Origin of the sequence: Rhodococcus sp. ACPA4, assembly GCF_002300185.1 — a bacterium.
GTDB classification, from domain to species: Bacteria; Actinomycetota; Actinomycetes; order Mycobacteriales; family Mycobacteriaceae; genus Rhodococcus_F; species Rhodococcus_F globerula.
In genome coordinates this window covers 3,193,420-3,212,662 of sequence record NZ_NSDY01000001.1, presented here as the reverse complement: position 1 = coordinate 3,212,662, position 19,243 = coordinate 3,193,420, and the positions used below count along the sequence as shown (strand labels likewise).

General features: G+C 63.5%; 17 protein-coding genes. 4 read left to right on the top strand and 13 right to left on the bottom strand.

Translation table 11 applies throughout. The annotated features are described in order from the left end of the window. Positions 1 to 3 precede the first annotated feature (3 nt). The 9 genes from CJ178_RS14515 to CJ178_RS14475 all read right to left on the bottom strand — a co-directional run bounded on the left by CJ178_RS14515 (position 4) and on the right by CJ178_RS14475 (position 10,518). Positions 4 to 894 (bottom strand): glycosyltransferase, encoded by an 891-nt coding sequence (locus CJ178_RS14515; protein ID WP_095886999.1) that lies wholly within the window; start codon positions 892 to 894, stop codon positions 4 to 6. A 116-nt stretch (positions 895 to 1,010) separates the two neighbouring features. Then, positions 1,011 to 1,499: a hypothetical protein gene (locus tag CJ178_RS14510; RefSeq protein WP_095886998.1), complete on the bottom strand. Its 489-nt coding sequence runs from the start codon at positions 1,497 to 1,499 to the stop codon at positions 1,011 to 1,013. Then, on the bottom strand, positions 1,496 to 1,723 hold the full coding sequence (locus CJ178_RS14505; protein WP_095886997.1) for a helix-turn-helix transcriptional regulator: 228 nt from the start codon (positions 1,721 to 1,723) through the stop codon (positions 1,496 to 1,498). Before CJ178_RS14505 ends, CJ178_RS14510 begins: the two co-directional genes overlap by 4 nt. 52 nt (positions 1,724 to 1,775) lie before the next feature. After that, on the bottom strand, positions 1,776 to 3,788 hold the full coding sequence (locus tag CJ178_RS14500; protein ID WP_095886996.1) for a YhgE/Pip domain-containing protein: 2,013 nt from the start codon (positions 3,786 to 3,788) through the stop codon (positions 1,776 to 1,778). A 5-nt stretch (positions 3,789 to 3,793) separates the two neighbouring features. Then, complete coding sequence (locus CJ178_RS14495; RefSeq protein ID WP_373557454.1) at positions 3,794 to 4,525, bottom strand: ATP-binding cassette domain-containing protein; 732 nt, start codon at positions 4,523 to 4,525, stop codon at positions 3,794 to 3,796. A 187-nt stretch (positions 4,526 to 4,712) separates the two neighbouring features. Next, positions 4,713 to 6,548, bottom strand: a complete 1,836-nt coding sequence (locus tag CJ178_RS14490; RefSeq protein WP_045066672.1) for an acyl-CoA dehydrogenase — start codon at positions 6,546 to 6,548, stop codon at positions 4,713 to 4,715. Positions 6,549 to 6,646: 98 nt separating this feature from the next. After that, positions 6,647 to 7,255: a class I SAM-dependent methyltransferase gene (locus CJ178_RS14485; protein WP_033231683.1), complete on the bottom strand. Its 609-nt coding sequence runs from the start codon at positions 7,253 to 7,255 to the stop codon at positions 6,647 to 6,649. Positions 7,256 to 7,276: 21 nt separating this feature from the next. Continuing rightward, positions 7,277 to 9,733, bottom strand: a complete 2,457-nt coding sequence (locus tag CJ178_RS14480; protein WP_257013154.1) for an FtsX-like permease family protein — start codon at positions 9,731 to 9,733, stop codon at positions 7,277 to 7,279. A gap of 2 nt (positions 9,734 to 9,735) precedes the next feature. Next, positions 9,736 to 10,518 (bottom strand): ABC transporter ATP-binding protein, encoded by a 783-nt coding sequence (locus CJ178_RS14475; RefSeq protein WP_095886994.1) that lies wholly within the window; start codon positions 10,516 to 10,518, stop codon positions 9,736 to 9,738. 109 nt (positions 10,519 to 10,627) lie between these two features. On the opposite strand from CJ178_RS14475, the gene CJ178_RS14470 reads away from it, so the two are divergent. The 3 genes from CJ178_RS14470 (at position 10,628) to CJ178_RS14460 (ending at position 13,673) form a co-directional block, all read left to right on the top strand. Further along, on the top strand, positions 10,628 to 11,854 hold the full coding sequence (locus tag CJ178_RS14470) for a sensor histidine kinase (RefSeq protein WP_095887987.1): 1,227 nt from the start codon (positions 10,628 to 10,630) through the stop codon (positions 11,852 to 11,854). Then, on the top strand, positions 11,842 to 12,483 hold the full coding sequence (locus tag CJ178_RS14465) for a response regulator transcription factor (protein ID WP_033231679.1): 642 nt from the start codon (positions 11,842 to 11,844) through the stop codon (positions 12,481 to 12,483). Before CJ178_RS14470 ends, CJ178_RS14465 begins: the two co-directional genes overlap by 13 nt. Before the next feature lie 161 nt (positions 12,484 to 12,644). Further along, positions 12,645 to 13,673 (top strand): beta-ketoacyl-ACP synthase III, encoded by a 1,029-nt coding sequence (locus tag CJ178_RS14460; protein WP_033231678.1) that lies wholly within the window; start codon positions 12,645 to 12,647, stop codon positions 13,671 to 13,673. A 66-nt stretch (positions 13,674 to 13,739) separates the two neighbouring features. On the opposite strand, the gene CJ178_RS14455 is transcribed toward CJ178_RS14460, so the two are convergent. The 3 genes from CJ178_RS14455 to CJ178_RS14445 form a co-directional block, all read right to left on the bottom strand. Next, positions 13,740 to 14,894 (bottom strand): alkaline phosphatase family protein, encoded by a 1,155-nt coding sequence (locus tag CJ178_RS14455; protein ID WP_095886993.1) that lies wholly within the window; start codon positions 14,892 to 14,894, stop codon positions 13,740 to 13,742. Between the two features lie 129 nt (positions 14,895 to 15,023). Beyond that, entirely contained in the window at positions 15,024 to 15,782 is a 759-nt protein-coding gene (locus CJ178_RS14450; protein WP_095887986.1) for a VOC family protein, read from the bottom strand. Between the two features lie 47 nt (positions 15,783 to 15,829). Further along, positions 15,830 to 16,984 carry a M20 family metallopeptidase gene (locus CJ178_RS14445; RefSeq protein WP_033231676.1) on the bottom strand — a complete coding sequence of 385 codons (1,155 nt, stop codon included), beginning with the start codon at positions 16,982 to 16,984 and terminating at the stop codon, positions 15,830 to 15,832. A 70-nt stretch (positions 16,985 to 17,054) separates the two neighbouring features. Here CJ178_RS14445 and CJ178_RS14440 point away from each other — a divergent pair, with 70 nt between their 5' ends. Then, positions 17,055 to 18,065 (top strand): Lrp/AsnC family transcriptional regulator, encoded by a 1,011-nt coding sequence (locus CJ178_RS14440; protein WP_095886992.1) that lies wholly within the window; start codon positions 17,055 to 17,057, stop codon positions 18,063 to 18,065. On the opposite strand, the gene CJ178_RS14435 is transcribed toward CJ178_RS14440, so the two are convergent. After that, a complete protein-coding gene (locus tag CJ178_RS14435) occupies positions 18,055 to 18,999 on the bottom strand; it encodes an alpha/beta fold hydrolase (protein ID WP_045064577.1) in 945 nt (314 codons plus the stop codon). The two genes, CJ178_RS14440 and CJ178_RS14435, sit on opposite strands and share 11 nt — an antisense overlap. Positions 19,000 to 19,243 lie beyond the last annotated feature (244 nt).

Genomic DNA, 19,243 nt, shown 5'->3' with positions numbered 1-19,243 from the left:
CTTTCAGAGGTAGTAGACACGGTTTTCGATGCTGCCACGGATGCGTCCGTAGAGATTGGCGAGGTGGAAGAGCCACATTCCCGTGGTGTTTCTCCGGACCTTCCTCGGAATCAAGGGATTTCGGAAGACAATGTAGGCAATCGTGTCAGCCAGCGCAATGGGCGATCGGCGAGGCATTCCGTGGTCGCGGAAACTCGCGTAGAGCTTGGCATCGGCACGTCCGCCCGCCACGTTCTGTCGCCAGTGTTCGAGGTACGAGTCACGCAGGCGGTAAGCGGTCACGGCGTCGGTGGCCTGTCCGAGAGTGAAGCCCCGCAATTGAAGTCGAACGCAGAACTCGAAGTCTTCACCGGAACCGGTGTATTCCTCGTTCCATCCACCAAGTTCGTCGATGAGCGATCGGGGTGCGGCAAAACTGCAGCTCGGCGTGACCGGGAGGTATCCGTGGATGCTCGGTAATGTGCCGCCTGCCGGAAGTGGCCGCCAGGAGGCAACGTCGGCAGAGTTGATCGACGCCGTTTCGAGGGTGCCGCCCACTGCGTCGTAGCGCGTGCATGCTTCCACCATCGCGCTGAGCCACCCGGAGTGGACGCGGTCGTCGGCGTCCGCGAACGCGATCAGCTCGCCCTTGGACTGTGCCACACCGGCATTGCGGGCGTGCGCCGCGCCGGGCTTGTCGCTGCTGTCGATCAGCCGTAGCGCGAGCGTGGTCGCGTGGGGATAGTTCTCCAGGTGCCGCCGAAGACCGTCGGTAGAACCGTTGTCGCTGACGATCACCTCGAAGCGGCCCGCGTAATCTTGCGCGGCCAGTGCATCCAGCTGTTCGTCGATCAGTTCGGTGGCGTTGTACGCGGGTATGACAACCGACACCAAGTCCGGGAGTGGGCTGGGCATCTGACCTCCGAATAGTGGGGACCCGAGCAGGTAGAGCCCGAGCGCGCCTCCACTCTATTCGGTTGCCGCGAACTTCTGGGCCGTCAGAAAAGATGGGCTGTCAGAAAGATGGGCGTTCAGAGAAGCTCGTCCGCCTCGTCGCGTAGGGCGGCGCGCCTCTGGTGGCGTTTTACACCCAGGACGGCAGCCGTGAGTCCGATGAGCGCACCGACTCCACCGCCGGCCCAGGTCGCGATTCCCTCGCCCGGCCGAGCCATCAGTTGTGCGACGACGCCGATCGGTGCGATCACGTAGACGGACCCGGCAACGAGAACTCGGGGGTCGAGACCCTTCATGCTCGCGTAGACATCGACATCATGGACCTGTGCGTAGCGCAGCACCGCCATCGAACAGACAAACCATCCGATGATCAGTCCGAATGAGATCCACGCGCCGGTTCGTCCGGCAACCCACGGAAGAATTGCCGCCGCGATCAAGGCGATCCAGTACGCCAGTTGGAACCCGACCGCTGAGGCTTCGTTCCACACGTCGCGTTGGCGCTCGTCCTTGTAGAAGTCGTCGTCCAGATCGCCGACGAACCGCAGTGCCTTCATCATCGTGCTCATACTGTCTCCTCGGCATGTTCCGGTAGCGGGAAGAGTGTTTCGACGGTGGTTCCCAGCGCTCCTGCCAGCCGTATTGCCAGGTAGACACTGGGTGCGTAGTCACCGCGTTCGATGGAGACGATGCTCTGCCGGCTCACTTGCCCAGCTGTGGCCAGCTGCGCCTGGGTGAGCCCAATGAGGCGTCGGTGCTCACGCACTCGGTTGTCTCCGGCTCTTTCGACCATAGGAAAAGTAAAGGACACTTGTCATTCAATGTCAAGTAGACTTGTCATAGCGCTACACCTCGATCGGCGGATGCAATCTATCCATCGTCCACTGCCGATTACGCCGGGCGGCAAGCGAACTGGCGGTCAGCGATGCGATCAGCACGCCGCTGAGGATTGCGATGGACACCCAGAGCCTCGAGTCGATTCCGCCTACCGTGAGCTGGCGTAAACCGTTGACGGCGTATGTCATCGGGTCGAACGGATGAATGATCTGGAAGGGTTTGGCCGTGGTTTCCACGGGATAGATTCCGCCGGCCGAAACCAGCTGCAACATCAGGAACGCCAGGGTGACAACGCGTCCGACGGACACACCGAATATCGCGTTGAAGGCTTGGATGAGTGCCATGTAGGTGGCCGTGATGAGAATGAGGAATCCGACGGTGCCCGCGATATGGGTGGCATGAAGTCCCACTCCGAAGTGCACCACCACGTACATGACGATTACCTGGCAGACGCCGATCAGCAGTGCCGGCCAGTACGACGCCAACACAACGCGCAGCGCTCCCAGCCCGTTGGCGATCGGGCGGTTCTGTAGTGGCTTGAGCAACATCCACGTGATGATGCCGCCCACGAACAGGGCGAGAGGCAGGAAGAACGGAGCGAAACCGGTGCCGAAGGTGGCGGCTCGGTTCTTGTAGGTTTCCTGCAGTTCGACCGGGCTGGAGAGCGTTTGCGCTGCCGCGGTGCGCTGCTCGTCAGTCCAACTCGGCACCTGCCCGGAGCCTTCGGTGAGCTTGGTGGCAAGTTCGGACGCGCCGGCCTGCAACTTCGGGGTTCCCTCGGCGAGCTGAGCAGCGCCGTCGGAGAGTTCGATACTGCCGTCGGTGAGCTGAACGAGACCACTGCTCAGCGTTTGGGCGCCGGCATTGACCTGTTGGCCTCCGTCGCGTAGCTGGACGAGTCCGCTGCGCAGTTCGCCGCCGCCGCCGACTGCCGCGCTCAGGCCGGCACGGAAGGTGCTCGACGGATCTCCGAGTTGATACGCGAGTTGCTGTGCGCCGCTTTTGAGCTCGGCCAGTTGCCCCATGGTGGATTCGCCGAACCCTTGGGTGCGCAGGATGTCCTGGGCGGGTGCCAACGCGTTGGCGATCTGCTGCGAAACGGGATCGGGATTCAGGCGCAGTGCTGCTACGGCTTGACCCACCAACTGTGTTGCCTGAGCTTGCGTGTCGCCCAGAACATCGAGGGTGTCGACAACCTGCGTGACGCCGCCGCTGAGTTCTGTTGCGCCGTTGCCCAGTTGACCGGCACCCACATCGAGTTGTCCCAATCCGTCGGTGAGCGCCAGGATTCCACCGGTTGCGGTGTCGATTCCCGCCGAGAGTTGTGCGGTACCGCCGGCAAGGGTGGCGGCGCCGTCGCGGGCGGTCACCATGTTGTCCGCCAAAGTCTTCGAGCCACTGGCAAGTTGGGCTGCGCCGTCGTTTGCGGTTGTCATGCCGGCGGAGAGTTGTTGTGCTCCGTCAGCGGCCTGTTTCAGCCCGGCGCCCGCGTCGGTGAGTCCCAGCAGCACGGTCTCGACGGATTGTGCGCCGATCGTGGCGCCCACCTGGTTGAGAATCTGCTGGGCGGCATTTTGGCCGATGATCGTGGCCAGGTAGTTGTTCACGTCGTTGAAGGCGAACTGCAACTGGGCTTTACGTGGGTTGTCGGACGTGGGCGAGGCGACCGCTTCACTGAAATTCTCGGGCAGTGTCAACGAGAAGTAGTACGTGCCGTCCGAAACGCCCTGCGCTGCTTCGGCGGGGGAGACGAGGTGCAGGTCCAGTTCGCCGGAGTCAAGGAGAGCTTGGCTCACCTGGTCGCCCGCGTTGAGTTCTTTCCCTTGAACCATGGCGCCGCGATCGATGTTGACCAGCGCGACCGGAACCTTGTTGACCTCGCCGAACGGATTCCAGAACGCCCACAAGTACATTGCGCCGTACAACAGTGGCATGAGGATGATGGTGACGAGTGCGATTCGGGGCATGACTCCCCGGGAGAACCGCTTCAGCTCGGTTCCGAGTGACATTCCTGCAAGCATCGCGGCTACCTCGCGCCTTCTTGATCGGGATAGGTGACATCGTCGCGCAGAGTGAGCACGTCGACCGGTGACCCTTCGGGCAGCGGATTCACCGTGGAGCAGATGACGGTCTGATATCGCCCCAGGTCGGCGAGTCGCTCCACGAGGTAGGCGCGCTCGTAATCGCGTCGTACCTGCTCGAGGTCGTCGATGACAAGCACCGCGGTCTTCTTGGTGTTTGCGACGGCGATCCGCAGCAAGGTGGCTTCGAGTTCACCGAGATCGCTGACGTATTGACCCAGACGCGGTAGTGGGTGATCGCCGAACACCGGCCCGCAGACGGCGGCGAGTTGCTCGTCACCGGCGCGGCCGATCAATTTGTACCATGGTGCATCCCAACGGATCTGCTCCGTGACGAGGTCGCGAACGGTGACCGACTGTGCCAGTTCGTCGATGTCCTCGAAACCGGCGATGGAGCAGATGTCGAAGATGTCGCGCGGGCGGGTACGTCCGAATACGCTCAGTGACCCGGAACTGGGCTTCAATCGCCCGCTCAGTGCCAGGAGCAGTGAGGTGCGTCCGGATCCGGCCGAGCCTTCGATGACGGTGACGCCGTCGGCCCCGATGTCGAGGTCTACCGGGCCGAATACCGGGCCCCACGGTCCGTCGAGGCGTAATCCCCGCGCTGTTACTGCTGTCTCGCGCGTGTACTCGGGCTGAGATTCGTACGCCTCGTGCGGAGCGGCCACGGCGATCACCTTTTCGGGTTGGAGTCGGCAGTGCTGGTTCAGCCAACCACAGACAACCCGAACTGGTGCCCCGAGTGGGCGGCCGATCGTGAAGGTTTTTGCTCGCTGCGCGAGTAAAAACCTTCACGATCAGCGAACTGAAACGGGTCCGGCCGCCGAGGGAAAACCCCTCAGCGGCCGGACCCGGTTCAGTCGATCAGAATGCAGCTTCGTCGATCTCCATGATGTCGTTCTCCGTGTTGGCGATGATCTCGCGCGACGCGGTGAGCTCCGGCAGTACGTTCTTGGCGAAGAAGGACGCGATGGCGACCTTGCCCTCGTAGAACGCCTTGTCCTTGTCGGAAGCGCCGTTGTCCAGCGCTGCGATAGCGATCTCCGACTGGCGCAGCAGCTGCCAGCCGATGATCAGGTCGCCGACAGCCATCAGGAAGCGCACCGAGCCGAGTCCGACCTTGTACAGCTCGGAAGGCTGCTCCTGAGCGCCCATGAGGAACCCGGTGAGGGTTGCCGCCATGGTCTGGACGTCTTCGAGGGCGGAAGCGAGCAGTGCGCGTTCCGCCTTGAGGCGACCGTTGCCTGCTTCACTGTCGATGAACGTCTTGATCTGTCCGGCAATGTGAGCGAGGGCGACACCGCGGTCACGAGCGATCTTGCGGAAGAAGAAGTCCTGCGCCTGGATGGCGGTGGTTCCTTCGTACAGCGAGTCGATCTTGGAGTCGCGGATGTACTGCTCGATCGGGTAGTCCTGCAGGAATCCCGAGCCGCCGAGGGTCTGGAGGCTGTCGGTCAGGTACTGGTATGCGCGCTCGGAGCCGACGCCCTTGACGATGGGGAGCATGAGGTCGTTGACGCGGAACGCGGTGTCCTTGTCGGCGCCCGAGACATGCTTGGCGACGATCTCGTCCTGGTGCGCCGCGGTGTAGAGGTACACCGCACGCAGGCCTTCGGCGTATGCCTTCTGCATCGCGAGGCTACGACGCACGTCGGGGTGGTGCGTGATGGTGACGCGCGGTGCGGCCTTGTTGGTCATCTGGGTGAGATCGGCACCCTGGACGCGCTGCTTTGCGTAGTCGAGAGCGTTGAGGTAGCCGGTGGAAAGGGTGGAGATAGCCTTGGTGCCCACCATCATTCGAGCGTGCTCGATGACGTCGAACATCTGCGCGATGCCGTTGTGAACCTCGCCGACCAGCCAGCCCTGGGCGGGGACGCCGTGGCCACCGAAGGTGAGCTCACACGTGGTGGATGCCTTGAGGCCCATCTTGTGCTCGACGTTGGTGACGAAGACGCCGTTGCGCTCGCCGAGTTCGTTGGTCTCGAAGTTGAAGTGCGTCTTCGGGACGAAGAACAGGCTCAGACCCTTGGTGCCGGGGCCGGCGCCTTCGGGGCGAGCGAGGACGAGGTGGAAGATGTTCTCGAACAGATCATCCGAGGTTGCGGACGTGATGAAGCGCTTGACGCCTTCGATGTGCCAGGAGCCGTCGTCCTGCTTGATCGCCTTGGTGCGGCCGGCGCCGACGTCGGAGCCTGCGTCGGGCTCGGTGAGGACCATGGTGGCGCCCCATCCGCGTTCGACAGCAGTGGCTGCCCAACTCTTCTGCTCTTCGGTGCCGTTGTTGAACAGCACGTCGGCGAAGGAGGGGCCGGCCTGGTACATGAATGCGGCCGGCTGCGCGCCGAGGAGCATTTCGGCGATCGCCCACACGACCGTGCGGGGGACGGGTACGCCGCCGACCTCTTCGCTCAGGCCCATGCGGAACCACTCGGCGTCCCACATGGTGCGGAAGGACTTCTTGAAGGATTCGGGAAGCTTCGCCTCGTGGGTCTCCGGGTCGAAGACAGGCGGGTTACGGTCGGCGTCGGCGAAGGACTCGGCGAGAGGTCCCTCAGCCAGTCGTGCGACCTCGGCCAGCATGCTGCGGACGGTGTCGGCATCGAGATCGCCCCAAGCGCCTTCGCTCAGTGGCTTTTCCAGTCCGAGTACCTCGAAGAGGTTGAACTCGAGGTCCCTGACGTTGCTCTTGTAATGGCCCATGTCTGCTTCTCCCAGTGAGGTGGTGCGGTCCAGCACTCCTAGTACCGCCCGAAGTTTATTACTCGTCGGTAACTTAATACATGTTACTAGTCGTTCTTTCAACTGCCAACATCGAATTTCCGTCCGATGACAAGTGCGTCGATCGCGATTCCCGTTTCGGTGTGTCTGTGCGGATTTCCGGCGATCTCGAAACTGAGCCGGTTTCCGAATTCTTCCATCAAATCCTCTGGCGTGTAGAGGATTTCGGGATCCTGTGGTCCGCCGACGCCGTAATCGACGTTGCTTCGGTCGTGACCCAAAATCATGAGGATTCCGTCAGGTTTCAGAGAATTTATGGCACGGTTCACAACCAACGTGCGTTGTGGTGCCGGCAGATGGAGGTACAGAACGAGCGCAAGATCGTAATTGTGGCCGTACTCGACCGTGGTGACGTCACCGCAGCGGTAGTCCAGTCGATCGACCACGGAGCGTGGGGATCGGGAGGCGATCGTGCGGGCCTTGTCGATCGCGACGGCCGAGTAGTCGATGCCGGTCACTTCCCAGCCTCGTGTTGCCAGCCACAACGCGTTGCGGCCCTCGCCGCAGGCCAGGTCCAATGCCTTGCCGTGGGGGAGGGCCGTCGCGTATTCCACCAGAAGCTCGTTCGGGGGAGCGCCCCAGACGAGTTCCGATCGTTCGTACTTCTTGTCCCAGTCGGCCGCGTCCATAAGTGACGACGGTAGTGGCACTCAGTTCTTGCGCAGTGCCCCCCGCGTCGGGACGGCGATCGACAGGAATCCCAAGGCGGCAGTGACGGCAACGATCGATCCGTAGACCGCCGGCGAGACGGTGGGTACCGGCGCGCCGGAGACGGCTATCGCGATCCCCACCAGCGGAGGTATGGCGATCAGCGTCCCGACCACAATGGCGATACCGACCACCATGACGGATTCGATCCGCATCATTGCGCGAACCTGACTGGTTCTGGCGCCCACGAGTTGCAGTAGGGCAAACTCTCGCGCGCGTTCCGCCGTGGCCGCGACCAAGGTGTTCACAACAGCGACAGCCAGATAACCCAGCAGAACCAGGACCGCGAGGATGCTCACCCAGGACTGCATTCGACGCTCGTCGGCGCCGGCGGCCCCGAACTGGTCCTGGTTCATTGCCGAGATAGAGGAGAAGGACTGCAGTGACTGCTGCACCTCATTGATGCGTCCAGGTTCGGCGCGCACCAGAACCGTGTCGATCAGCGCATCGGTGGAGTGTGTCCGCAGCGTGTCGACCGGCAGAGTGACGTCGCCGAAACCGAGTCCACGACCGTACTTCGCGACAACCAACGGATGTATCACCGTGCCGTCGCCGAGATGGAGATCGATGCGACCACCGACGCGGGCACCGAGGGCGAAGGCACCGTCGCTGCTCACGGCAACGGTGTCGTCGGTCAGATCGGCTAAATCTCCCTCGATGACATCGAGGTCGAGAGTGGGCGCGGCGTGAGCGGCGTCGATTCCTTGCGCGGAGATCGGGGTGACCGCTGCGCCTGCCTCGTCACCACTCGTCACCGGCAGGACCTGACTGCGGACGACGGGGTTGGCGGCGCTGACTCCCGGAATTGCCCTGACGGAGTCGAGGAGCGCGGGTGCGATGCCGGCCGGAGCGCCGACGATCAGATCTGCGGTCACTCCCTTGATCGACTGATCGGTTGCCTCGGCGGCGACGGTTGACTGGCTGAAGAACTGCACGGAGCCCAGGGCGATGGCCAGAGCGAGCGGCACGATGGCGGAGGAGAGCCGACGCGAATGAGATTCGGCATTTGCGGCAGCCAGAACTCGCGGCGCTCGGGTGCTACGGCGCAGTGGCCCGCCGACGGCCCGGATGATGGCGCGCACGAGCAGAGGACCAAGCAAGGCGACGGAGAAGATCAGCAACAGCGCGCTGCTGCCCGCTCCGGCAGCTGCAGCCTCGCCGGGCAGGAACGCCGGGAGTACGGACATACTCAGACCGAGGACGCCGAGCACGGCTCCGGTGACAATCCGGGGCCTACTCAATTCGGCTGGGCCGCGCTCGGATTCGCGCAGCGCCTCGGTAGGTTCGAGTTTTGCCGGGCGGCGGGCAGCCACCGCCGCTGCGCCCCGCGCGGTCAGAACGCAGATGACAAACGCGCTCAAAGCGGGAATCGGGCTGTATACCAAGGCAAAATCGGGAGGGATGACGCCGGCGCTCGCGAACTGTGCGCCCAGAACTTTCGCGAGCAGGAAGCCGGGGATCAGCCCGAGGGCGGCTGCGGCGGTAGCGACGAGGAGCACCTCGCGTCCGATCATCGTGTGAATCTGGCGCGTGGTTGCGCCGATTGCGCGCAGCAGAGCAAATTCTCGACGGCGTGCGTTGATCGAGAGAGACAGCGTGCTGGACACGACAAACATGGCGACCATCAAAGCGAGACCCGCAAACGACGCGCAGAGCGCGATCAACTGGGTCCGCGCAGCACCGGCGTCGAGGAATTCGATGCCGCCACGCGCGGTGCCGGCCGAGATCTCAGCGTCGGTGCCGGACAGGGCCTCGCGGGCGAGAGCGGCCGCGTTCACGCCTTCGGGTGCGATTACACCGACGGCGGTGACCGAGCCGTGATGCGGCCACAACCGTTCGGCCTCCTGGTCTTCGAGGAAGACGAGTGCCGGACGGTCCGGTGATGCTTCCGAATCCGAATCGGCTGTGCCGACAACGGTGTACTCGTCCACTATCCCGCCGTGCGCCAGCGTGATTCGCTCACCGACGGCAGCGCCGGTGGTGGAGACAACTTCATTGCTGTTCTGCGGTGCGCGTCCTCCGGTCAGCGAATATGGTGCCAATTGCGCTGTACGCCAAGGATGTGCATCGAGTACGACGCCGTCGGCGGTGCTGACGGGGATGGAGATATCGGGAACGACGGTGGCATCGAGTGCATCGAGCTTGTGAACCACATCGCTATCGAGCAGAACCCGCTCGGCAAAGGGCTGATCGGCGTCTTCCTTGACCGCCAATGCCTGCGGCGCACTGACGACGGCATCGGCTCCGGCGTAGAGGTGCGGCGAGACTCCGCCTCGCACTCCCGATTCCAGCAGAACGCCCAACGCGCAGGTGAGGAGGGCGGCGCAGAACACGGATACGAATACGGCGATGAAGCCGGAGCGATGTGCCTTCAGATGGGCAACGGTATGAGCTTTCACGGTCACCAGTCCCCGAGGTGCGTCATGCGCTCGGCGACCTGCGCCGGAGTGGGCCGGTCGATGTGCCCGACCAGTTTTCCGTCGGCCAGAAACAGCACCCGGTCGGCATACGATGCGGCAACGGGATCGTGGGTGACCATGACAACGGTCTGATCGAACTCGGCAGCGGTGTGGCGCAGAAGTTCCAAAACCTGCTTCGCGCTGCGTGAGTCGAGCGCGCCGGTGGGTTCGTCGGCAAAAAGCGCGTCGGGTCGGGTGATGAGTGCCCTGGCGATGGCAACTCGTTGTTGTTGTCCGCCGGACAGTTCGGCGGGTGCGCGATTGCGCAACGCACCGAGTCCGACGGCCTCCAGAACGAAGGTCAGATAGTTTTTGTCGGCGGTGCGTCCGGCGAGGAGTAGGGGGAGTGTGACGTTCTGTTGCACGGTCAGCGCGCCGAGCAGGTTGTACGCCTGGAAGACAAAACCGACATGATCGCGTCGGAAGATGCTGCGGGCCTTCGGCTTCAGTCGTGATATGTCGGTGCCGCCCAGCCAGGTCGATCCGCTGGTCGGGCTGTCGAGACCGGCAGCGCAGTGCAGGAAGGTGCTCTTGCCCGAACCGGACGGGCCCATGACCGCGGTGAACGTGCTGCGGGGCAGGGTGAGGCTGACATTGTCGAGAGCAGTGACGCCGCCGCCCTTGCCGTAGACCTTGCCGTAGACCTTGCTGACTCCCTCGAGACGAACAGCCGCAGTGGTCGCCGTCGGAGCGGGGGGATTGAGGACCGCGTGTCGATTCTTCATGAATTCAACGCTATGGAGATTCGGCGCGTCCCGACATCCTGCAGAGTCCCGAATCAATGGTGTAGCCAGCTGTAGTGGATCTGCGCGGTGAGTGCGGCATGCTGGGACGGTGAAGCAGAGGTTTCGGGCAGTGCGCTACGTGCTTGTCGAGGGTTGCGCCGGCGTGGTGTCCCTGGCTTTGGTGATAGCGGGCATGGTCCTGCTCTCGTTGTCGGTGCTGATCGTGGGGTGGGCGCTGGTTCCGTCGTACGTGCGTGTGTTGCGGTGGTGGGCGGATCTTGCCCGTGCTCGTTCGTCTCGCTACTCGGGTTCTGCTGTTCCCCATCGCTATCCGCCCATGCCGACCAATCCGGGGATCGGGGATCTGCGTCGGTTGCTCACCGAACGGTCGACGCGACGCGACGGCGGCTGGTTGGTTCTCCATGCGATGGGAGCGCCCGTTGCCGGACTTCTCACCGTCGCGTTGCCGCTGGGCGCGCTCAATACCTTTGTGGTTCCGTTCTATTGGCAGGCGATGCCCGCCGACGAGCCGGTGTCCAATCCTTATCCCGTGACGTCGTGGTTGGGAGCGGCCGGCATGCCCGTCGTGGGCGCTCTGTATTTGTTGTTGGCGTGGTGGCTGATTCCGGCGATGGCGCGGTGGCTCGCTCTGTTGGCGTCGTCTATCCTTGCGGATGATGCCCGGGCGGATTTGTCGCGGCGGGTGAGCGAATTGACCGCAAGTCGTGCGGCGGCGTTGGACGCACACTCGGCAGAACTCAAACGTATCGAGCGGGATCTGCACGACGGTGCCCAGAATCGTCTGGTGGCGGTGGTGATGATGCTGGGAATGGCCGAGCGGGCCCTGTCGAACAATCCGGATCAGGCGCTTCCGCAGGTGCATCGGGCACAGGCAGCGGCCACGGAAGCGCTGAGCGAGCTACGGGCGCTTGTCCACGACATCTACCCGCCGATTCTCGACGAACTCGGTCTGGACGGTGCGGTGTCCGCTCTTGCGGGACGTTCAACCGTGCCCTGTGTGCTCGAGATCGAGAACCTACGACGCGCTCCGGCCGCGGTGGAGGCCGCTGCCTACTTCGTGGTGGCCGAGGCGCTGACCAACGTCGCCAAACACAGTGGAGCACACGCCGTCACTGTGCGAGCGGCCACGAAATCCGATCCTGAGACCATGACAATCGATGTTCTCGACAACGGACACGGCGGCGCGAGCGAGCGCCTCGGGGGCGGTCTCGCCGGCATCAGGCGTCGGGTCGAAGCATTCGAGGGAACTGTGGTCCTGGACAGTCCGGCCGGTGGGCCGACAACGATGAGGGTGGAACTGCCGTGCGGATACTGATTGCCGAGGACGATGCTTTGCTGCGTGAGGGACTGGCGCTGCTGTTGCGCGGGGAGGGCTACGAGGTCGTCGCGGTGCCGGACGCGGACCAGTTCCTGTCGGTGTTCGAGGAAACGGCCCCAGACGCCGGCGTCCTGGACGTGCGGATGCCGCCCACGTTCACCAACGAGGGCCTGCGGGCCGCGATAGAGGTTCGCAAGGCACGGCCAGGCTTCCCCGTTCTGGTCCTCTCGGCGTACGTGGAGGACCGCTACGCCGGTGAGCTGCTCGCGGGTGGCGCAGGCGGTGTGGGATACCTCCTGAAGGAACGTGTCGGCAAGGTCGCCGAATTTGTCGACGCTCTCGAGCGGGTGATCGGCGGCGGAACCGTCATGGATCCCGAGGTGGTATCCCAACTGATGAGCCGTCGTCGCGCCGACGATCCCATTCGCGCACTCACTCCGCGGGAATCGGAAGTGCTCGGTTTAATGGCAGAAGGGTTGGGAAATCAGGAAATCGCGCAGAAACTGGTTGTCAGCGACACTGCTGTGAGCAAGCACATAGGAAATATCTTCGCGAAGCTCGGCCTGTCGACTTCCCAAAGCGGACATCGTCGGGTTCTGGCTGTTCTAGCCCATTTGCGGGCTTGACCGAACATCTGGACGGCGGACGCGCCGCAAGCGTAATGTGAGCCAGCCTCATGTTGTTGTCGTAACCTAACGGTGACCTGAGAGGCGTGGGCGTATGTCCGCTACGTAACGTGTGATCTCGGAAACGAGTCAAGCACCTGAAGCAACGAGGAGATCGATCAATGGGTAAGCCGATTGCCAGTGTGGCCGGAGGTCGGCAGTCCGTCCTTCTCGGGCTCGGCGTTCACCGCCCTGAGCGGGTTGTGACCAACGACGAGATCTGCGAGACGATCGATTCCACGGACGAGTGGATTCAGACCCGCACAGGCATCAAGTCGCGCCGCTTTGCCGGCGACGGCGAAGGCGTCGTCGCGATGTCTCTCGGTGCCGCACGGGGCGCCCTGGCTGCCAGTGGCATCGCTCCCGAGCAGATCGGCGCTGTCATCATCGCCACCTCCACCTACGACCTGCAGACGCCGCAGGCCGCATCGGTGATCGCTCACGAACTCGGTATGAACGGTCCGGCCGCATTCGACCTGGCTGCCGGCTGTGCCGGATTCAGCACCGCACTCGGTGTTGCCAACGACCTGATCCGCGGCGGAACTGCCGACTACGCACTTGTCGTCGGCGTCGACCGTATGAGTGACACCACCGAGCCGACCGACCGCAGTGTGCGCTTCATCTTCGGCGACGGCGCCGGCGCCGTCATCGTCGGTGTCAGTGACACCGTGGGAATCGGCCCCGTCGAGTGGGGTTCGGACGGAAGTCAGTCCGACGCCATCAAGCAGGAGCCGAGCTGGCTCGAGTTCATCGAGAAGCCCGAAGGCGCTCGGCCGTGGATCAAGATGGCCGGCACGGCCGTATTCCGTTGGGCTGCTTTCGAAATGGGCAAGGTTGCCACGCGCACGCTCGAGAAGTCGGGTCTGACCATCGATGACATCGACGCGTTTGTGCCGCACCAGGCCAACCAGCGCATCAACGAGGTCATCGCGCGCAGCATGAAGCTGCCCGAGGGATTCCCGGTCTCCAACGACATTGCCGAGACGGGCAACACGTCCGCCGCTTCGGTGCCGCTGGCCATGGAGCAGATGCTCCGCGACGGCCAGGTCAAGCCGGGCGACAAGGCCCTGTTGGTCGGCTTCGGTGCCGGACTGTCCTACGCCGGCCAGGTCGTCATCCTGCCGCCGCTCGGAACTGATCCGAACGCCTGATCTTCCTCACAGACGAGAGCCCGCGAACCGAACAGGTTCGCGGGCTCTCGTTATGTTTGGTTCGGCTCAGCGGGGCGGCGACGACAGTAGTGGGATCAGTAGTTCGTCCGGTGTGAGGGCGCCGTGCTGACCGGGCAGCCCGGCCAGGCCTGATTCCACCGAGCGGCGCACCACAGCAACATCGTCGGTAGCGATGGCGATGACGTCGCCGATTCGCCCGTGAAACGCGGAATGTACTGAGGGGCCGAATAATCCGGCGACAATGCCCTCGGCCCGTGTGCCGATCCACATCCGGTCGCCGAGTTCGGCTCGCCACCGCGCAGCCACGTCGGCTGCCGCACCTTCTCGGGTGTGGATGTGCCGGCAGCGTGGTTCGCCGGCGAGCGCGAGGACGTCTTTGGACAGGACCGGCGAGTTGTCGTAGTCGATCTTGTTCGCGTCGGTGATCTCGACCATTCCGTGGTCGGCGGTCACGATCAGAGTCACGTCCGGACCGAGAGCAGCGGCGAGTTGTTCGACGACACGATCGACCAGTGACAGTTGCTGGAGCCACGGCTCCGATTCAGGTCCGTACACATGCCCGAGGGCGTCGATCTCGCTGATATAGCAATACGTGAACGTGCGCTCCGCGGATTTTGCGACGGCAACCGTGCGAGCCACCAGATCGCCGTACGCCTGAATGCCGGCAAAAGCTGCCCCGCGCATGCCCGCGCGAGTAAGTCCGCTGCCGTCGAACTTGGACGGGACAACCGTCGTCACAGTGATGCCTGCGGCCTGCGCCCGGTCGAACGTCGTGGCTTCCGGTTGAAGAACCTCGGGGACGATCGAATCGGCGTACGACTCTTTTTTCCCGGTGGGATGCCATCCGAGCCAGTTGAACACCGCATCGGCTTCCTCGACGTACGACTGGTAGCCGGTAATGCCGTGCGCGCCCGACGGGAGGCCGGTTCCCAGGGACACGATGCTGGTGGCCGTCGTCGTGGGAAATCCGGCGCGGATGGGGGAGCCCACCCAAGAGTTCAAGTACGGGGCATGCTCGGCATTGCGCGCCAGGAGATTGGCTCCCATACCGTCGACCAGCAAGATCACCGTTCTCTTGCTGGGTGGCAGATTCAGTCGATTGGCCTCGCCGGCAACTCCCAGCGAGGCGAGAATTGACGGCGCAAGGGTCGACAGTGTCGGTTGTGAGTACACATCGAGGAGAGGTGCGGGGGCGGGCATCCCATGAGATTAGGCGGTGAACGCCGAAAACTGCATACCTTCTGGGCATGCGTTCAAATTGGGGGCGAAGCCCCCGTGCGCCTTTTTGGTAGTCGGCGCTACCGGAAAGGCGCACAGGGCCGCAGGCCCTCAGCCCACGATGGTCGAAATACGGAACGCCGCCCCTAGTGGATCTGCGACACCCGCCAGGCGTCCGAACGGGGTGTCCTCAGGGGCCGCGATGACGCTGCCACCGAACTCGACGACCTTCGCGACTGCGGCATCGGTGTCGTCGGCGCCGAAGTACACCTGCCAGAAGGACGGCACCTCCGTCGGCAGGAACGAACTGGCATCCATGACGCCGGCAATCGCGGGGCCGCCCAGCTTGGCCTGTGAATAGCGGAACTCGTCCGTGTCACCCATCGACTCGAACTGCCAGCCGAACACATCCGCGTAGAACGGCAGATCCGCCGTGTAATTCTTCGACATCGTCTCGTGCCATACCGGAGCGCCGGGAACTCCGACCACACCGAATCCCTCATGCTGATCGGGCTGCCAGATTCCGATCACCGCACCGGCCGGATCGCCGACAATCGCCATGCTCCCCTGCTCGCCGACCTGCATGGACGGCATCATGATCGTGCCGCCGGCAGCCTCCGCTTTGGCGGCCGAGGCAGCCGCGTCGGAGGACGAGATATAGGTGGTCCAGATGTTGCCGTACGGATTGCCCTCCTGCTGGGGGCCGAGACCGGCAATGGGCTGCCCGTCCTTGCTGAAGATGGCGTATCCGCCGTACTGCGGATCGTCGTTGCCGTCGACCTGCCAGCCGAACACATTGGTGTAGAAGTTCTTCGCGACCTCGGTGTCCGAACTGGTGAGGTCGATCCAACAGGGAGTTCCGTCGAGCATGAGTTCCTCCTGGGCGTCGTTGTGGTGGTTGACGCTACCGAAAAGGCTCACGGGGCGGCAGGTCCTTCAAGGAGCCGGGCACGCACCTCCGCATCAGTTGCACAGTCGATCGCCGTCCACGCCAGTCCCAGCGCGCCGTCCAGGACGGCTTTGTCGCCGGTCTCGGAGCGGCAGTACGCAGTGAACTCGGGTTGGTGATTGCCGGCGCCGTTGCATTCGATTCCGATGATGGGATGGATGGTGGGGATGCGGTGCGAGACATTGCCCATGTCCGTCGACCCGGCCGCCGGACCGTTGTAATCGAAGAACGTGCGACCGAGAGCCTCGAGGTTCTCCTGGTAGAGGACGCTCAACTGCTGATCCCACCGTGACTCCGCGTATGCGGGCGACGGTGACGTCATCGCGATGTCGCAACCCGTCGCGATGGCACCGGCGGTGAAGCACTGCTCCACCTTGGGCTGGGCTGCCTCGACGCCGCCCAGCGTTTCGGCTCGGACGGCGTACGTTCCGTGGGAACTACCGGGAATGACATTGGGTGCGACTCCGGCGTCGCTGACGTAGCCGTGAACTTGAACGTCCTTCGGAAGATGCTGTCGCAGTAGACCGATGCTCACCTGGGCGACGGTGAACGCGTCGGCCGCGTTGACGGCGCCGACGGCAAACGACGCGTGCGAGGACACTCCGGTGTACTCGACGTCGAGGTGCGAGATGGCAAGCATGTTGGGGGCGCGCAGGTCTCCCGCGCCGGGGTGCACCATCATGGCGCAGTGCAGTGAATCGAAGATGCCTTCCTCGAGCATGACGACCTTTCCGCCGCCGCCCTCTTCGGCGGGAGTTCCGAAGACGGCCACGGTGATTCCCAATTCGTCGGCCAACGGTGCGAGGAGCAATCCCGCGGTCACGGCGGCCGAGGCGATGATGTTGTGCCCGCAGGCATGTCCGATGTCCGGGAGCGCGTCGTACTCGGCAAACAGTCCGATCACGAGTTCGCCGTTGCCGTACGTAGCGGCGAGTGCGGTCGGGAGTCCGGCAACACCGCGCTCGACCGCAAAACCGGCACCCTCGAGCATGTCCGCGACGGCGGCCGACGCGTTGTATTCGGCAAACGCGAGTTCGGGATCTTCATGGATCTGGTGACTCAGTGCCAGTGCGGCATCGGAGATGGTGTCGAGGTGCTTGGCCGCGCGATCTTTTGTCGTCATCGTCTGAGACTGCGTTCGCGCTGGGATCTGCGGACCAAAATGCAGTATTTGTGTACTAATTTATTTCTTCATGCAGGATTCGATAGTTTTGGACGAGATCGATCTGCGAATCGTCCACGCGATGCAGGTACAGCCGCGCGCACCGTGGGCGTTGATCGGCAGCGTTGTCGGGGTTGATCCGGTGACCGCTGCGCGTCGGTGGAGATCTCTGACCGACTCGGGCACTGCCTGGATAGCGGCGTACCCGGCCGCCGACGCGGGATCGGTGTTGGCATTCCTCGACATCCGGTGCAAACCTCGATCACGCAAACGGATCGTCGACGAACTCGTGGCGCACGCGCATGTGATGAGCGTGAACGTTCACTCGGGTGGTTGTGCAGTCATGGCGGAAGCGTTGTTTGTCGGCACCGATGCGCTGGCTCGATACGTACTCGACGATCTGCAACTTCAGGACGGGGTGACCGACGTCGTGGTGCATCCTGTCACCAGGGTATTCACCGAGGGAAGCCGTTGGCGGCTGGGCACTCTCGAACCGTCCGGTGTTCGGACGCTGCGTGAATCAGGGGTGGCACCACCGCCACTCGGCCGCCGACATCCGTTGGACCGGGCAACGGTCGCCGTGATCGACGTTCTCGGACGCAGACCGCGCGTGTCGGTGACCGAACTGGCTCATGAACTCGAGATCAGCACCTCGACGGCTCGTCGACGGCTGGGCCGCGCCCTGTCGCAGCACACCCTGTTGCGTTGTGAATTGGCGAGATTCGCGACGGGGCGGCCGATCCGGGTACTGTTCACGGCTCGGATTCCAGCGCTCGATGCGGAGCGTGCGGCGCGAATCCTGAGGGCCCGGACGGAGATTCGTCTTGTTGCCTCCGTCGCCGGCTCGAACAACCTCTTCTTTGCCGGGTGGTTTCGTGCACTGCCTGACCTCGCGGCACTCGAAGCGGACTTGGCTGCCCGGGCGCCGACGCTCGAAGTGGTGGACCGGCGAGTTGTTCTGGACACGCCAAAACTGATGGGGCACTTGCTCGATCGGGACGGCCGATCCATCGGTGTGGTTCCGGTGAGTGTCAGGTCGTGATCAGGCTCGTGTGCGAGAGCCAGGCCAGGACATGACGGTTGAACTCGTCGGGTAATTCCAGCTGGGGAGTGTGCCCGGTGTCGCCGAGGATGATCGTGGTCCAGTGCGGATGTGCTGCGGCGGCAGATCGTGCCGCCGCTACCGAGACGAGGCGATCGCGCTCGCCGTGCAGCAGGAGGGTGGGAGCACTGATGTCGCGCAATGCTTTTCGATACTTCTGTGGACGGGCCAACACGGTGAGCAGTGATCGTGCGGCTTGTAGGAACTCTGCGTCCTGAGTGGCAAAGCCACGCCGGATCTTCGACAGGGCCGCGCCTGCTGCAACCACCTCGGAGTCGGCGCGGGTGGGGTCCACGAAGCAGAGGTTGGTCATCTGCGTGGCCAACTGCTCGTCCGTCATCGTCCGTCGGCCAAGGCTCATTGCCTGTTCCCCCACATAGGGCAGCGCGTACACGAGGAATTGGGCAGCGATAACGGGGTCGGGGATCCGAATCGGTAGCGGCAGTGCCGGGTCGACCAATACCAGGCCGGCCACCGAATCAGGGCGGGCGGCGGTAGCGAGGGCAGATACCATTCCGCCCATCGAGTTGCCGAACAGAATTACCGGTTTTCCGACAACCGTGTCGATAAACCGGTTCAGGAGTGCGGCATTTGCCTGAATGTGTGTAGTGCGACCGTGAGCCTGGGTGAGGCCGAAGCCAGGCAGATCCACCGCGTAGACACGGGCGTGATTCGCCAGGGTCGGCGCCACCCGGACCCAGTTCAAATGCGAGCCGCCAAGTCCGTGGACCAGGACGATCGGTGTCGAGTCTTCCGGTCCACCGAAGTCTACCCAGTGCATGTCCCCGTCGAGATCGGCGATGTTGCTGATTCCGCCCCACGGGGCACTGAGCGCAGTGTCGACGGCTTCCACGGCGGAACGGGGCAAAGTCATCCCTCCAGAATGCCCTGTATTTGTTGATCGTGTGAGTACCCTGTGCCGTCGATCACGCAGTGTGTTGTAGCGGCGCCGAACGCCACTGGTCTATTGGACTGTGGCAGAAACGGTTTCGCAGTTGTCCGGTTTGCCCGATCTCATTCGGGTGCTTGTCACCGCAGACACACCGTCCGGCATACTGGCAGCCATGTGGTGGATGGTCGGGTTAATCATTCTGACTGTTCTGAGCCTGTCGTCCGCT